We start from the raw sequence: 16591 nt of genomic DNA on the forward strand, positions 1-16591 counted from the left end.
AAGCTGGTAATTTATACGTATCCTATCATTTGAATTACTAGATTTGGAGAGTTAAGGAGAAAAACTCCTGCCGTTGATAGGTTAATACCACTATTAGTAGGTGATAAATAGTGCAACGAAAAGAGTTTGGCTTAGGCGATATTGTCCAAATGAAAAAAGGACATCCATGCGGGACAAATGCATGGAAAATAATTCGAATGGGCATGGATATTCGGATGAAGTGTACAGGATGTGATCATAGTGTCCTGCTTCCAAGAAATCGATTTGAACAACGCTTAAAAAAAGTGTTGATCCCAGCAGAAAAAGATGGAGATCAAGCAAAGTAATTTTGAGATATATCGTAAAGGGGAAAAGGCAGTGGCATTGACAACAGGAATTGTGGGATTACCGAATGTAGGCAAATCCACTTTATTTAACGCAATTACAAGAGCTGGCGCAGAATCAGCAAACTATCCTTTTTGTACGATTGAACCCAATGTAGGAGTAGTTGATGTACCAGATGAAAGGTTGAGAAGGTTAGCAGAACTGATCAATCCTCAAAAAGTAGTGCCAACTGCTTGTCAATTTGTCGATATTGCAGGTTTGGTAAAGGGTGCCAGCCAAGGAGAAGGTTTAGGGAATAAGTTTTTATCACACATTCGTGAAGTAGATGCGATTTTACATGTAGTGCGATGTTTTGAAGACGACAATATCACTCACGTATCTGGGAAAGTCGATCCTCCCAGTGATATGGCTACGATCCAATTAGAATTGATATTGGCAGATATGGAGACAGTGGAGAAACGGCTAGACAGAGTTGCTCGCCAAGCGAAAACAGGGGAAAAAGCAGCAGTTCAAGAACAAGCATTGCTACAAAAGGTTTTGACGACTCTGCAAGAAGAGAAGCCAGCGAGAATGACCGATGCTGCTAAAGATGAATTGGAACAACTAAAAACGTACAACCTGTTAACCATGAAAGATGTCCTATATGTTGCGAATGTTAGCGAAGATGAAGTAGCAAATGCGGATGATAATCCATATGTTCAGCGTGTGCGGGAAATCGCTGAGGCAGAAGGTGCCGGTGTAGTAACGATCAGTGCACAAGTAGAAGCTGAGATTGCGGAACTTGATGGGGAAGAAAGAGAGATGTTCATCGAAGAACTTGGACTAGAGTCATCCGGTTTAGATCGCTTGATCCATGCAGCATATCGTTTACTTGGACTGTATACGTTCTTTACCGCAGGAGAAAAAGAAGTAAGAGCATGGACGATCCGAAAAGGAACGAAAGCTCCACAGGCAGGTGCAGTTATTCATACTGATTTTGAACGTGGGTTTATTCGTGCGGAAATCGTAGGCTATGAAGCATTGATTTCCTCTGGCGGTTTTGTTGGGGCTAAAGAAAAAGGTTTGATGCGTTTGGAAGGCAAGGAATACGTTGTACAGGATGGAGATATTATTACTTTCCGTTTTAATGTTTAATATTGAATCTGTTAGCAAGAAACAATCCTAGATTGTTTCTTGCTTTTTTTTGCAATAAAATAGATTTACAAAGTAGGTTTGAGTCCGAGGAATTTTTGGACTCCCAAACAGAAAAAGAGGGACAGTATGTCTCAGGAAACCAGCGACTCCAAGACCGGCGAGCCGGTGAAGCTGAGCGAGGCCGAGTACATCATCATCGATGGCATGGGGCTGTTCCTCGGCCGCCTCGTCATGATGGGAGAGCTGGAGGAGGTACCCGACACATTTCAGGACACACTCCTCAACCACACCCGAGCGAAGCAGCAAGTTTCCAAGGGCAACCTGAACGTAGCTCGGGAGCACCTCAGGGAAGGTATCAAGAAGTTCGAGGAGACCCTCCAATCGTTCATCACTCATGAGGTGTGGGTGCTGACAGCGGCCGAACGTGTCATCATCGAAATGGTGCGGATGGTGATCAACACCCTTCACCAGAGCGTTCGTCCCGAGGAACTGACCGAGGTGACGGAGATCAAGCAACTCCTGAACACAACGGATCAGCTCTCTAAGTCCAACCTGATCAATGCCCGGAGGCACCTTGAGGAGGGCATCCGGAGGTTCAGGGACACTCTCAACAAGCTCATCGATTCCGGAGAAGGAAATTCCCTCAACATCTGATGAGCAGCGCCCGGCGCATGGAATTGTTGCATTCCATGCGCCGGGCGCCGCTGCGTTTAACAAATTCGCCTAGCTCTAAAGCAGATGATAGCTCAAAAAGATGAAACAACTCGATGAGTGATGAATGATCTAATTATGACAGTATACGAAAATGCGTGAAATCTTTGGTGATTGAGGAGACAAATGATAACAGCTCGTTCTAATCGTTAACAAACTCTTATGAAAAAAGGGTTGCATTATTCCTTTTACTTGTGTAGTGTAGAACATACGATCGGCGTAAAGCTGATCCATTTAAAAGGATAACCTTCCTTGCTTTTACTAGAGTCATTTGCTAGAATAGGTTATTGTGTGAGTATAGCTCACTCCTTGCTCTATGTCTTCATAGGGCCGTTAGTCCAAAGGGAGGTGTAATTATGTCAAAGTATGAGCTGATGTTTATCGTACGTCCAGATGTGGACGAAGCTGCTCTTACCTCTACCCGTGAACGAGTACAATCCATTGTAAACGATATGGGTGGACAGGTAGATGAAGTGAAAGATATGGGAAAACGTCGTTTAGCTTATTTGATTGATAACCATCGTGAAGGTTTCTATACCGTTACGACGTTCCAATCAAACGCTGATGCAGTGCAAGAAGTTGAACGTGTATTGAACATCAATGACAGTGTAATGAGATATCTGACCATTAATTTGGATCAAAAATAGAGAATGTGAGACCGATCATCATGCAAAAGGGAGAGGTTGCTAGTGCTTAATAGGGTCGTTCTAGTTGGTAGGCTGACACGTGATCCTGAACTTCGGTATACTGCGAATGGTGGCACAGCTATCGCAAGATTTACGCTTGCTGTAGACCGCAATTATACGAACCAGCAAGGAGAACGAGAAGCCGATTTTATTTTCATTTCTGTATGGCGGGGTTTAGCTGAAAATTGTGCGAAGTATTTACACAAAGGTTCCTTAGTTGCGTTAGAGGGTCGTTTGCAAGTTCGAAGCTATGAAAACCAAGAAGGTCGTACTGCCTGGTCTACGGAAGTAGTAGCAGACCAAGTGAAATTTTTGGATTCCAAAAACAGTCAAAACAACGATAATAACTTTGGCGATAACAACATGGGATACAGCAACCAAAACCAGCAGAACAAACAGCCCAACCAAGACCCATTTCAAAGTGTTGGTAAACCTATCGATTTGTCTGATGATGATCTTCCTTTTTAAGTGAAAACGGAAATGAAAAGAAAAGGAGGGACCTGTGATGGCTCGTCGTCGTGGACATAAACGTCGTAAAGTTTGTTTCTTTACGGTGAACAAAATCTCCTACATCGACTACAAAGATGTAGATTTGCTTCGTAAGTTTGTAAGTGAACGTGGTAAAATCTTGCCTCGTCGTGTAACTGGAACTAGCTCGAAATATCAACGTCAGTTGACTCATGCAATCAAACGTGCTCGTCAAATGGCATTGCTTCCATATACAAACGACTAGAAAACAGAAAACTGCGGACCAATAGGTCGGCAGTTTTTCTTTTAAGCGGATTTGTCCAACAAAGGTAATCACAGTTTGATTTTTTGTCATTCTAAGGAAATATTGTTTTTTGAAGTTTTTTAACCTCAAAATTCCCCCTTGAGAGATAAGAAGAGCTACTCTATTCCATAATTTATTTTCTAATCATGTACATGAAATGCCCTGTCAGGAAGGAATTACCAATAGTTTTGTGGAAATCTCTCCTAGATAGGAGGGATCAAGGTGTCTCGACCAGAGCGGGGTATGCAATTTGCGAAAAATATTCGTGTTATAGATTGGTTAAAAACGGAAGTGTTGGATCAAATCTCTAACTTATTTAAAGGTTTGCACCATGCTAATCAAAATATGATAATAGATAGCTTATCTAGTTTGCTTGTCACTATTTATGTATTAGCGCGACGTATGGGTTTACCTTTTAGAGAATTGGATCAAGCAGTGACAACAAAACTTAGGGAACATGTATCAGAAGGGCATCAATTGGAGCAATGGTATGGGGATTTATCTACATTAGATGAATATATAACAAAGCGATGATGCTATAATCAAAACCTATATCCTCTGTTTCAGAAATTTTATTGGTCTATTTCATCTTTTTTACGCCTCATAATGATCACGCTATGTTTTCAATTGATCTTCATGCAATATGAATTGGTACATGTTCCCTTTTTTCTCATCTGAAGACACCATTAATGGTTACTCTCTAAGAGGTTCTTTTTTGGTAATTATTGGATTTTTCGTTTTGAAGTATACCTGCATTCATTTATCAGACAGGGTTAACTTACCTTAGAGAATCAACGAACCACAGCCCGCATGCTAGTAAGTACATGTATGAACTCAAAAAGTGTATGCTCTTTGACAATACGATAAAGTTTTTCGGCGATAGTTGATCAGACGTATATCTGGGGTAGAATATACATATATAGTTCCATGGATATCTCATTTATCCGTTGGTGAGGGAATACAATGCCGAAATTTGTTACTACTAGATGGCGTGGATTAGTCATAATCTGTGCTCTGTTATGGATAGTTTGGACCAGTTATCTTTGGTGGTCAAATAGATGGTTGATGATCATTTTCGTTGCGATAAGTTTTGTTGTTCTTGTCGCAAGTATATTTATTACTGAATCGATATTTCAAAAACGATTTCGATCTTATACGGAAAATTTAGTAGATCAGTTAGACCGTTCTAGCAAGTTGGCTTTGTCCAAGTTACCTATTGGTGTGTTTCTTTATGATGAAGAAAATAAGATTGCTTGGCATAATTCATATATTCAAGATATGTTTGGTGATCGAGATTTGATAGATCAACCGATATCGGATATTTTCCCCACACCTGAGGCGCCGACCGCTGGCGCGTTTTCCTTAATTATGGGAGATCGCTCGTATCAATTTACCCATTACCCCGAACATCGCTTATACATGATTCAAGATGTTACTCCGCTTGCTACCTTGCATAAGCGAATTGAGTTGGAGCGAACAGTCTTAGGGTTTTTACAATTGGATAATTATGATGAAGCCGGGCAAGGATTATCGGATCAAGAAGAAGCAGAGCTTCAGGCAAATATCTTAAATACCATCACTACTTGGGCGAAACGATATGATATTGCGCTTAAACGGATTGATACAGATAAAATGTTTGTAGTGACGAATCAACAAACATTGGAGCAGTTAATTCAAAATCGATTTGATATTTTAGATTTGGTTCGGGAACAGACTAGACAACATAAGATTCCGATCACGTTGAGTATTGGAATTACCAGTGTAGGTGTCAATATGGTAGACCGCTCGAATCACGCTCAAGCGGCACTCCAGATCGCTCTAGCACGTGGAGGAGATCAAGCGGCTGTCCAAGGGAAAGAACGTGTGAAGTTTTTTGGTGGAAAGACAAATGCAATGGAGAAAAGAACCCGTGTACGAGCTCGTGTGATCTCTGGTTCTCTCTCCAAACTGATAGATGATAGTCGGCAAGTATTGGTGATGGGACATCGTGATCCTGATATGGATGCCTTGGGTGCAGCTATCGGGATGCTTCGGTTTGCTTCGTTGCATGGTCGTTCTGCTTTTATGGTAGTAGATCGCCCTGATATGACAACTCAGCGTTTGATGAGGGAATTAGAACAGCATGACTTAGCTGAAAATTTAGTGACAGCAGCAGAAGCATTAGAAGTAATTGAAGAACCAGGCACATTATTGATCTTAGTTGACACGAATAAACCTTCTTTTGTTATCGAACCAGAAGTGATCAAACGTGCAGAGAAAATTGTCGTTATTGATCATCATCGACGAGGTGAAGAGTACATTGAAGATGCTGTACTCAGTTATATTGAGCCATACGCGTCCTCTACTTGTGAACTAGTAACAGAGTTACTACAATACCAAGATGATCTTACATTAGACCCATTAGAGTCGACCGCCCTATTAGCTGGGATTGTGGTGGATACCAAAAATTTTACAGCAAGGGCTGGCTCTCGAACTTTTGAAGCTGCTTCTTTTCTCAGGAGGCATGGCGCTGATCTATTTTTGGTTCAATCCCTGCTTCGTGAAGATTTATCTTCGTTGATGAATCGTTCTGAATTATTGCAGCATACCAAAACAGTATTGGATCGATATGCAATTGTTGTTGGGGAAGAAGATAAGTATTATGATCAAATAACGATTGCTCAAACAGCAGATGCTTTGGTAAATCTGTATGGAGTAGAAGCATCTTTCGTTATTGCTCGTCGAGATGATAAAATGGTGGCTATCAGCGCAAGATCAGCAGGTAAATTAAACGTACAAGTAATTATGGAAGAGATGGGTGGCGGAGGCCATCTTACCAATGCTGCTTGTCAATTGAAAGGTGTCAGCTTGGAACAAGCAGAATCCAATCTGATTTTACATCTAGAAGATATGCTAAACAGCGAAGGGGAGACGTAAGTTGAAAGTTATTTTATTGCAAGATGTAAAAGGTACTGGTAAAAAGGGAGAGATTAAAGAAGTAGCAGAAGGATATGGTCGGAATTTCCTACTTCCACGTAAACTCGCTGTAGCGGCTTCTGGTGGAAATATGAACTCGCTAAAAGAACAACAACGACTAGATGAAGAAAAACAGAAGCGAGAATTAGCGGAAGCGAATGAACTGAGCGAACAAATCGCGGCACATACTTTACAGATTGAAGCAAAAGCCGGTAAGGACGGCCGCTTATTTGGAGCAATAACTTCTAAACAAATCAGTAAAGCCTTTAAAGATGCATTTCAAATCGAAATTGATAAAAAGAAAATAGCATTAAAAGAGCCAATCAAACTAGCTGGATTCGTAAAAATTCCTGTTAAATTACATCCAAAAGTAACGACTACCCTGACAGTCCAAATTGTTGTTGTAGAAGGAAAGTAAATGAGGGGTATCTTAAGGGGTACTTAATAGATGAATGATTTAATGACAGATCGCCTGCCTCCGCAAAATATAGAGGCGGAACAAGCAGTACTTGGAGCCATTCTTCTTAATCCCGATGTACTCACCAATGTAAATGAAAGTATTAGAGCAGAAGATTTTTATCGGCAGGGACATCAACGACTTTTTCAAGTAATGAATGAGTTAGCCGAAAAGCGGGAACCTATCGATCTAGTTACGCTGACAGCTCTTCTGCAAGATAAAAATTTATTAGAAGAGGTGGGGGGAGTTAGCTATTTAACAGAAATAGCTGCACTTGTCCCTGCTATTTCTAATGTTGATTACTATGCGAAAATCGTTGAAACCAAATCGATGCAAAGAACCCTGATCCGGACTGCTTCCGAGATCATTGGTGATGCTTACACGAGTGAAGAAGATATAACAGGTATTATGGAATCAGCCGAAAAGAAGATTTTGGATATTGCGAAGAGAAGAATAAAAGGTTCTTTTGCATCGATTAAAGATGTCTTGGTAGAATCTTATGAGCAAATAGAAGCCCTTCATTATAATAAGGGGGGACTAAAAGGTTTATCTACTGGGTTCATTGATTTGGACAAGATGACATCTGGATTTCAAAAATCTGATCTAATCATTGTAGCAGCTCGCCCTAGTATGGGGAAAACAGCATTTGCGTTAAATGTTGCTCAAAATGTGGCAACCAGAACAGGAGAAACAGTAGCTATATTTAGTTTGGAGATGTCCTCTCCTCAGTTGGTCATGAGGATGATCGCTTCAGAAGGAAATATAGATGCACAAGCTTTTCGAACGGGGAATTTAAATGAGGAAGACTGGGAAAAACTAACGATGTCGATTGGGACATTGAATGAAGCGTCTATTTTTATAGATGATACTCCTGGTATCACCATTTTTGATATTCGTGCAAAACTCCGCAGACTTCAAGCAGAACATGGACTTGGTTTGGTTATGATTGATTATCTCCAACTCATTTCAGGGAGAGGGATCGATAGTCGTCAACAAGAGATATCGGAAATATCTCGATCACTTAAGTTGATGGCGAGAGAGTTTAACGTGCCAATTATCGCTTTGTCCCAGTTATCTCGTGCTGTAGAACAAAGACAAGATAAACGCCCTATGTTATCTGACCTGCGTGAATCTGGTTCTATTGAGCAGGATGCAGATATGGTTGCGTTTTTATATCGAGATGATTACTACAATGAAGAATCTGAGAAAAAGAATATAGCAGAGATTATCATCGGCAAACAGAGAAATGGACCTGTTGGTCGTGTTGAGTTATTGTTCTTAAAAAACTATAATAAATTTTTATCTCTGGAGCTCCGACTGCCTAAATAACGAATATATTGCCAATCATTTTGGTTAATGTTCGTTTTTTTATTTGACATGTCTTTGTTCAACCTATAGAATGTACATGGTTTGGTAGTTAAGCATGTATAAGATCTTTTCTGATCAAAATAAGATGAAAACTTTTTACACTTGCCTAGCAGGGTAATAGCATGCAACTTTTTACATGAAAAAGATGAATCCTGGAGGGATTATATGTCTACCGTAGTCGTTGTTGGAACACAGTGGGGAGACGAAGGAAAAGGCAAAATAACCGATTTTTTAGCAGAAAAAGCAGAAACTGTAGCAAGATATCAAGGTGGCAACAATGCAGGGCATACTATCGTGTTTGGTGGAACACGTTATAAATTGCATATGATTCCCTCTGGTATATTTTATGATGATAAAAAATGTGTATTAGGCAATGGAATGGTGATCCATCCTCTTGCGTTAGTAGAAGAATTGGATTACTTAGAAAAACATAATGTGAATCTAGACAACTTGCGGATTTCTGACCGTGCTCATCTGATTATGCCTTACCACATCAAGCTGGATTTGGCAGAAGAAGCACAAAAAGGAACCGATAAAATTGGAACGACAGGGAAAGGAATAGGCCCTGCGTATATGGATAAAGCAGCGCGAGTTGGTATCCGAGTTGCTGATCTATTGACACCTGAGATTTTTGCAGATAAATTGCGCCGTAATTTAGAGCAAAAAAATCGGTTGTTGGAACAGCTCTACCATCAAGAAGGATTACAGTTTGACGATATTTACAATACTTATATGGCAATAGTCGATCGTATTCGCCCATATGTAACGGATACATCTGTTTTTCTAAACAATGCAATTGATCAAGGTAGAAGAGTATTGTTTGAAGGTGCTCAAGGTGTCATGTTGGATATCGATCAAGGAACGTATCCTTTTGTAACTTCCTCTAACCCTGTTGCAGGTGGTGTTTGCATCGGTTCAGGAGTAGGCCCGACAAAAATTCACCAAGTCATTGGAGTTGCAAAAGCATATACGTCTCGTGTTGGAGATGGTCCATTTCCTACCGAATTACATGATGAAGTAGGAAACCAAATTCGCGAGGTTGGCCGAGAGTATGGTACTACGACAGGAAGACCACGACGTGTTGGCTGGTTTGATTCTGTTGTTGTACGCCATGCGCGCCGTGTGAGTGGAATCACTGGTCTATCTCTTAATTCCCTTGATGTATTGACTGGTTTACCAACCGTCAAAATCTGTACAGCATATAGTTACAAAGGGCAGGTTATTGAAAACTATCCAGCAGACCTCAGCCTATTAGCAGAGTGCGAACCCGTTTTTGAGGAGCTTCCAGGTTGGACAGAAGACATCACCGGTGCCCGTTCTTTGCATGAGCTCCCATTAGCAACTCAGCACTACGTTGAGCGGATCACACAATTAACTGGTATCCCACTGACCATTTTCTCAGTAGGACCGGATCGTGATCAGACAATTCAAGTAAGACCTGCATATGTATAGAACAGTTCCTCCTTATCCTCTGATGCAAATCAGAGGATTTTTTTATGGGCAGGATTCTTTCTATTTAAAATACATGATTATAAGAGTAAATGTAAAGAAGAATAATTTATGAAAAATAATAACAATTAAGTAAAATGGAAAACAAATTAATTTATAATAGAAGGTGTGATAATTCGAAAAAAAAGGACTGAAATTTTTTATGAAGTGGCAAATCTATCATTTTCTTGCAGCCAAAAAACCTCCAGCTGCTAACGACCCATTTACGAAGATCTCTAAATTCTTAACCAATAATGTCATTGATGGGTTACTCAGTATTGCAACCCCGATAGCAACACTTGCTTTTATAGGACTGGGGATTGCTTCTATGTTAGCTTCAGATGAACATGCTCGTGCAAAATTAAAAACAGGAATGTGGTGGGTTGGAGCAGCAGCAGCTCTGTGCTTTATGGCTAAGAGTATCGTTAGTTGGTTAGATGGTGCTTTCTAGAAAAGGAGAACGGAATGGCAGCAGAAAGAAAGCGATTTTTAATACCAAATCAAATTAGTAAATCATTTCATATTTGGCGGGGAATTACACTACGAGAAGGTTTAATTTTATTGCCACTCGGTCTTTTAGGATATCTTTGTTATCAATACTTTGTCCCTGATAGCTGGGATTTATCTTATCGCTTATTTTTTGCATTGCTCCCTGCTACTTTAGGAGGAGCGATGTTATTTGTTCGCCCTATTCCAGAACGAAAAAATATCGCTCTCTATCAACAACTTATATGGAGAATTCGTTTTAATCGACGGCAACGAGTCTACCCATTTTCAAAAGAAAGATGAGAGGAGTGGGAGAATAGTGCGAACTGCACAAGAGCTTATCCCTATAAAGGGTATCTACAATGAAATGATTGAAACCACAGATAAGAGATTGATTAAAGTTTTATCTGTAAGTGCTGTAAATACACATCTGATGTCCTATGCAGAAGAGAAAGAAGTACTGGAAGGCTATGAATCATTTTTACGGGGATTGAGAAAGCCGATACAAATAGCTAGGGTAGCTGAACCAATGGATTTAAAAGAGTATATTCTCCAGTTAAAAGATAAGTTGAGACGGTTGGTAAACCCTTATAAAAAAGAAATGTTATCTAGTTATATTCAATATGCAAAAGCATTACAAGAAGATAGAGATATGATTCGCCGAAGCCGGTATGTTATTTTAGATGAGCCATTTTCTAGTGAGAACGCCAAAGAAGAAGCTATAGAAAAACTGAAACTTCGTACAAGAGATATAAAGTTAGCTTTAGAAGAAATGCTTTATCGACACAAATTGCAAGTGAAAGAATTATGGAATCATGAGTTAGCTAAATATATTCATATGTTCTTTGATTATGAAAATGCTCAGTTAGCAGTTGGTAGCTATGAAAAAGAATATCCCTATATTATTGGACAAGGAAATCTAATGAAGGCCGTTGAGCAATACAAAAAACGGGAGGAGGAATAGAATTGTTTACCCGTTTTTTTAAAAAGCCGAAACAAAAGGAAGAGTCAGATATAGAACAAAGCGTTACAGAGATTAACTCTATGCTCGATCTCTTTTCTCCGGACAGTATTGAAGAAAGTGCCAACTATTTACGGTTGGGTGGGAACTATGTTCGTACTTTAGTAGTTTCTCACTTCGCTAACCAAGTAGAAGCTGGTTTTCTGGAGAAATTACATACCATCTCTTCTAATGTTTCTGTGATTCATCACATAGAACCTACTCCATCCGGGGAAATGATTAAATCATTAAATCGTGCAGTTATTGAATATAAAACCCGCCTGCAAGAACCTCGATTAAGACCTGTAGATCAGATCACAATTGAGAACGACCTGCAAGATGCAGAAATCCTCTTACAAAATCTCGTAAATGGATCAAGCGAAATGTTTGTAGAGCATATGTTAGTTCATATTCAAGCAGATACCTTAGAGAAGCTCAATACTATTACCCATCAAGTAAAAACACAGATGAGTAAATCAATCAAACTACTCACTCCTCATTTTCGGATGTTAGAAGCATTTCAAAGTGTTCTCCCTGTGCGATCTCATCGTGTACCAGAGATGACCTATCGAAACTTTGACAGCGAGTCTATTTCTTCATTATTCCCATTTGATGAATGTGAAATTGTCAGTGAGAAAGGAATTATCAAAGGGAAAAACTTAAAAACCAATAGCATCGTATTGGTCGATCATGATGAATTATTAAACCGCAATGAAGTCGTGATTGCAACAAGTGGTGGAGGGAAGTCCACCTATCTCTTTGGTGATATGATGCGTCGCTGGATGCAGGGTACTACGATCCGAATTGTAGATCCAAAAGGGGAGTTTGGTGAGAAAGCTCGAAAACTTGGTGGAGAATGGATCAAAATATCACCAATGAATGATAACGTCATCAATCCTTTTGAGATCATGAACGCAACGATTGCTACAGATGAAACCGGCCAGCCGTTAGAAGCATCCCTTTTGCATCAAAAGATTTCACGTTTAAAGACAATGTTTACATTGATGTATAAAGATTTAAAAGAACAGCAAGTAGGAATGGCTCTGTTAGAAAAAGTGTTGGTTGAAGTTTATCGAGATAAGGGAATAACGTGGGAGACCAACTTTAAAACCAAACAGAGTTCGGATTACCCGACTATAAAAGATTTACATCAGAAGATAGATTTGTTAATGCATACAGAAGAGCAATATACACCTTTAGCTGGTTTTTACCAAGTATTGTATCCTTACGTGGAAGGTTCATACTCCAAAGCGTTTAATGGAATTACCAATGTGGACTTATCAAACGATTTAATTGTGTTTGATTTATTTGACCTGCGTAACGAAGGCGATTTACAGCAGGTTGCCATGTATAACATCCTCACCTTTTTGTGGGATGATGTCACGATGGACAAGAAGAAAATCCACCAGATTTTCGTCGATGAAGCCCATATTCTCTCAGATCCAAAAAATCCACTAGCAATGGAATTTCTTGCTTCTATGTATAAGCTAATTCGTTCTTTCTCCGGCGGTGTTACATCCGCTACCCAGCAAGTAGGAGATTTTTTAAGTGCTGTTGAAGGATCGCGAAATTATGGAGAAGCTGTGATCTTAAATTCTGTTACCAAACTATACTTGCCGATGGTGCAGGAAGAGATGAACAGCATCCGAGAAAGAACATCCGAAAGCTTTTCCGAGGAAGAACAGCGCTTACTTGTGATCCAAGATGCAGATAAACACCAAAATGCAGGAAAAGGCATCTATGTGGTAGGGAGTAAGAAAGTCCACCTTCAAGTCGAACTTACCCCAGCAGAATTAAAACTTTGGGATGTTAATTGGTACGAAAAGAAATATGGCGGGAGATAAAGAAGTCCTTTAGATGGATGAACACAGTCCAAGGAAAAAGGATGTGAGTTGATAAAAACATGTATAAAACGTATATAAACTTTTTCTTGCTTCTTTGTATAAGTTTCTTAGTTGTAAATTTTTTCACGGTAGAATCTTCATTTGCTGACCCTGTGAAACAAGCTGAGGATAAAGCAGAAGATGCTAAGCAAAAAGTAGAAGATGCTAGGCAAGCAAAGGAAGACGCTAAGAATAATGCGGATAATGCTAGATCAAAAGCAGATGAAGCTGGGGTAGATGTAAGATACGCTAAGAGAATCTTGGATGAAGCTAAGAAAGATAAAGAAGACCCAGAAGATATACAAGATAAAAATAATGAATGGATAGAAGCAGATAAAGAATGGAAGACAGCAGATACAGAAGCAAAGAAAGCAGAAGGAGCATATAAAAAAGCAAAAAAAGCATGGGAAAAAGCAAAAACGGAATCGCAAAAAGCAGATAAAGCATTGAAAGCGGCAGAAGAAGAGTATAAAGATTGTGATTGGGAAATGATTGGGTGTCAGATAAAGAAATCCATGTACCATCAATCTAGATCTATTATTAAAGAGGCTAGTTCTGTTCTGAATAAAATTTTATTTAATGGCACAGTTCTTGATAGTGACACATTCAAGTATTACTCTGTAGGTTTTCGAAATGTTTCCTGGACTTTCCTGCTTCTATTTCTTTCGTATCAAGCCATTCGTATTTTGTCGTTGTATGCAATCCAAGAAAATCAGTCACAACTGATGCCCTTATTACGTAAAGTGATTTTTGCAGCAGCAATGCTAGGAACATTACCTTGGATATTTGAAAAACTAGTTGAACTAAATAAAGAAATTGTAACAACAATAGTAGGTGGTATAACAATATACGATAAGATGTATTATTTAGTAGCAGCTTCAGGACTTCTAATCCTCAACTATAATATCGTATTATTTTTAATTGCAATTATTGCTATTGCCTTTGTGATTTTCTGTTTCCAAACGGTTATACGTTATGCAGAAATAGTACTATTAATTGTCATTGGTCCTATTGCGATAGCAACTAGTTTAAATGAGGAGTTTAATTTATTTCCTAGTTGGTGGAAGCATCTACTCGCAGTAATATTTACTCAGTCTATACAAATATTGATCCTTGTTATGGGACTTAAAATGCTCGTACCAACTAAAGAAGGTGTAGTTATGAGCATAGTAAATTATTTTTTAAGTGTTGGATTCTTTATTTTATTAATTAGAACTCCTAAATTTTTGAAAGAATGGATGCATTCAACAGGAGCATCAAAAATAACGAATTTCGTTACTTCTGTCTTTACTAAAATTTAATAAAGTTGAGGATGATGTGATATTCAACTCAAACAATATATTCGTCCTTTCATTGGAGCTTTACTCCTAGCATTGCTAGGAGTTCTTCTCATCGATATAGTTCTTGCGGTCATCTTAGTAGCCATTCCCACTGGAATGCTTAAAGATACCGTTGATTGGGCGAATTTATCAGAGATTATCAGTAAAGCTATTTCCCTTGATCTTTTTATCAAGTTTCAAGTGATTGTTCTCTTTTTATTCTGCTTTTTTACTTATAAAACCTTTTTGTTCTTATCAGGAAAAAGATATAAACAAGCGGCATCTTATGGGGCTCATGGTACTTCCCGTTTTGCCAAGAAATCGGAATTGATGAATGACCGCTACTTTGCTAGAGATACGTGGAAAAAAAGTGCACAGGAAAATTTGCAGAATCCATCTGGAATCATGCTAGGACTCCTTGGAAACAGACCTCTTATTTTACCAGAAGAGACAATAATACCAAATCGCAATGTTTTTATTGTTGGTTCACCAGGATCAGGAAAAACGCAATCTTATCTCTTAACCAACCTTATTCATGAACAGGAACGCTCGATTGTGGTTACCGACCCGAAAGGGGAAATCTATGAGGCGACCGCGAAATTAAAACAAGAACAAGGTTATGAAGTTCACTTGGTTAATTTTTTGGAAATGAATCTCAGTGACCGCTACAATCCACTTGATTACATTACAAAAGAGATTGAGGCTGAACAAGTAGCGACTACCATCGTAGCTAATTCCGGGGATAAAAGTAATTCGGAAAATGATTTTTGGACGAGATCAGAGATTGCTTTGTTAAAAACACTACTCTTATATGTTCGTTATGAGTGTCCCGAAGAGGCCAACCTCGCCAAAGTGAAGGAAATCCTTACAGTGCAAGGACGTACTCCCAAAAAGTTGGATCAGTTTTTTGGAAAGTTGCCTCCTGATCACCCTGCATATCAATCCTATCTCATCGTTCGTATGGCGGAAGACAAGACAAGGGCAAGTATTTTTATCTCCTTGGGGATTACCTTATCGAAGTTTGACGCATCTGATGTCCGCAAGTTTACAGAGAAAAGTGATTTTTCCCTCGATGATCTAGGGAAGAAAAAGATGGTGATCTATTGTATCCTGCCGATTGCAGATGCGACATGGGAACCTTTAACCTCTACTTTTTTCACGCAATTGTTCCAACGTCTTTACTATGTAGCAGATCACAATTATAACAAGCTGCCTGTAAAAGTTAACTTTCTGCTCGACGAATTTGTAAATATCGGGAAAATCCCAAGGTTTGAACAAATATTAGCGACATGCCGCAGTTATGGTATCAGTATAAGTACCATTGTGCAATCGATGGGGCAGCTAGTCGATCAGTATACGAAAGAAAAAGCAGAAGGAATTATTGGAAACTGTAGCCTGCGGTATCTCCTTGGAGTAGATGATAAGATGACTGCGGAATATTTCTCTGAATTGATCGGGAAAACAACGATTCAGACCAAATCCACTTCCAAAACACAAGGGAAAGAAAAGAATTCTTCCTTATCCGAACAGTATGGGGAACGAATGTTGATTACACCTGATGAGCTTTCTCGAATGGGCCGAGATGAGGGAATGTTACTAATCTCAGGAATGTATCCAGCAAAATTACGAAAAGTGTACCAATGGGAGTTTTTTAAAGGTATCTTACATGAATATAATCGACAAAGTCGTTTTGACTACAGAGTACCAATGGCTTTTGAAGTGGGAGCTACACCAGATTCCGTACAAAAGGAAGAATCAAAAGAAGAAACAGTCAACACACAACAAGAGCAAAACACGGACACCAACCTTCTTAAGGCAGTGGAGCAGCTGGAAAGTCGTCTTCGTGCGAATTTATCGGCAGAATTGGCAAAAGAGCTAGATGATCAATTGGCAAAGTTATCACCAACTGCTCCCAATTACTCAGAACAAAAATTCGATTTGTTACGTGCGTTTTTTATGGATATGCAACAAAAAAGCGTGGATTAAAAAGCCTTTTCCAAAGGGGGAC

At 39.3% G+C, this 16591-nt stretch carries 17 protein-coding genes; all 17 read left to right on the forward strand.

From position 1 onward, the window contains the following. The first annotated feature begins 110 nt into the window (after positions 1–110). Complete coding sequence (locus tag AC5WOE_RS09920) at positions 111–326, forward strand: DUF951 domain-containing protein (RefSeq protein WP_496050035.1); 216 nt, start codon at positions 111–113, stop codon at positions 324–326. A 31-nt stretch (positions 327–357) separates the two neighbouring features. Next, positions 358–1458 carry a redox-regulated ATPase YchF gene (ychF, locus tag AC5WOE_RS09925; RefSeq protein WP_496050036.1) on the forward strand — a complete coding sequence of 367 codons (1101 nt, stop codon included), beginning with the start codon at positions 358–360 and terminating at the stop codon, positions 1456–1458. Between the two features lie 126 nt (positions 1459–1584). Then, positions 1585–2112: a hypothetical protein gene (locus tag AC5WOE_RS09930; protein WP_496052522.1), complete on the forward strand. Its 528-nt coding sequence runs from the start codon at positions 1585–1587 to the stop codon at positions 2110–2112. A gap of 413 nt (positions 2113–2525) precedes the next feature. Next, positions 2526–2816: a 30S ribosomal protein S6 gene (gene rpsF, locus AC5WOE_RS09935; protein WP_496050038.1), complete on the forward strand. Its 291-nt coding sequence runs from the start codon at positions 2526–2528 to the stop codon at positions 2814–2816. Positions 2817–2858: 42 nt separating this feature from the next. Further along, on the forward strand, positions 2859–3323 hold the full coding sequence (locus AC5WOE_RS09940; RefSeq protein WP_496050039.1) for a single-stranded DNA-binding protein: 465 nt from the start codon (positions 2859–2861) through the stop codon (positions 3321–3323). A 37-nt stretch (positions 3324–3360) separates the two neighbouring features. Next, positions 3361–3588 carry a 30S ribosomal protein S18 gene (gene rpsR / locus AC5WOE_RS09945; protein WP_160800395.1) on the forward strand — a complete coding sequence of 76 codons (228 nt, stop codon included), beginning with the start codon at positions 3361–3363 and terminating at the stop codon, positions 3586–3588. Positions 3589–3849: 261 nt separating this feature from the next. Further along, the gene (locus AC5WOE_RS09950) at positions 3850–4161 is read left to right on the forward strand and encodes a MazG-like family protein (protein ID WP_240875256.1); all 312 of its coding nucleotides are present in this window, start codon (positions 3850–3852) and stop codon (positions 4159–4161) included. A 429-nt stretch (positions 4162–4590) separates the two neighbouring features. Next, on the forward strand, positions 4591–6543 hold the full coding sequence (locus AC5WOE_RS09955; protein WP_496052523.1) for a DHH family phosphoesterase: 1953 nt from the start codon (positions 4591–4593) through the stop codon (positions 6541–6543). Between the two features lies 1 nt (position 6544). Further along, entirely contained in the window at positions 6545–7000 is a 456-nt protein-coding gene (rplI, locus tag AC5WOE_RS09960) for a 50S ribosomal protein L9 (RefSeq protein ID WP_496050041.1), read from the forward strand. A gap of 30 nt (positions 7001–7030) precedes the next feature. Next, on the forward strand, positions 7031–8368 hold the full coding sequence (gene dnaB, locus AC5WOE_RS09965) for a replicative DNA helicase (RefSeq protein WP_496052524.1): 1338 nt from the start codon (positions 7031–7033) through the stop codon (positions 8366–8368). 204 nt (positions 8369–8572) lie between these two features. Further along, entirely contained in the window at positions 8573–9859 is a 1287-nt protein-coding gene (locus AC5WOE_RS09970) for an adenylosuccinate synthase (protein ID WP_496050043.1), read from the forward strand. A gap of 199 nt (positions 9860–10058) precedes the next feature. Next, positions 10059–10346 carry a pilin gene (locus tag AC5WOE_RS09975; protein WP_496050044.1) on the forward strand — a complete coding sequence of 96 codons (288 nt, stop codon included), beginning with the start codon at positions 10059–10061 and terminating at the stop codon, positions 10344–10346. 14 nt (positions 10347–10360) lie between these two features. Next, positions 10361–10684 carry a hypothetical protein gene (locus AC5WOE_RS09980; RefSeq protein WP_496052525.1) on the forward strand — a complete coding sequence of 108 codons (324 nt, stop codon included), beginning with the start codon at positions 10361–10363 and terminating at the stop codon, positions 10682–10684. Between the two features lie 16 nt (positions 10685–10700). Continuing rightward, positions 10701–11345 (forward strand): TraC-like domain-containing protein, encoded by a 645-nt coding sequence (locus tag AC5WOE_RS09985; RefSeq protein ID WP_496052526.1) that lies wholly within the window; start codon positions 10701–10703, stop codon positions 11343–11345. A gap of 2 nt (positions 11346–11347) precedes the next feature. Continuing rightward, positions 11348–13225, forward strand: a complete 1878-nt coding sequence (locus tag AC5WOE_RS09990; RefSeq protein WP_496050047.1) for a VirB4 family type IV secretion system protein — start codon at positions 11348–11350, stop codon at positions 13223–13225. Positions 13226–13284: 59 nt separating this feature from the next. Beyond that, positions 13285–14565: a conjugal transfer protein TrbL family protein gene (locus AC5WOE_RS09995; protein ID WP_496050048.1), complete on the forward strand. Its 1281-nt coding sequence runs from the start codon at positions 13285–13287 to the stop codon at positions 14563–14565. Between the two features lie 72 nt (positions 14566–14637). Next, on the forward strand, positions 14638–16569 hold the full coding sequence (locus AC5WOE_RS10000; RefSeq protein WP_496052527.1) for a VirD4-like conjugal transfer protein, CD1115 family: 1932 nt from the start codon (positions 14638–14640) through the stop codon (positions 16567–16569). Positions 16570–16591 lie beyond the last annotated feature (22 nt).

Source organism: Shimazuella sp. NTD248 (assembly GCF_059510395.1).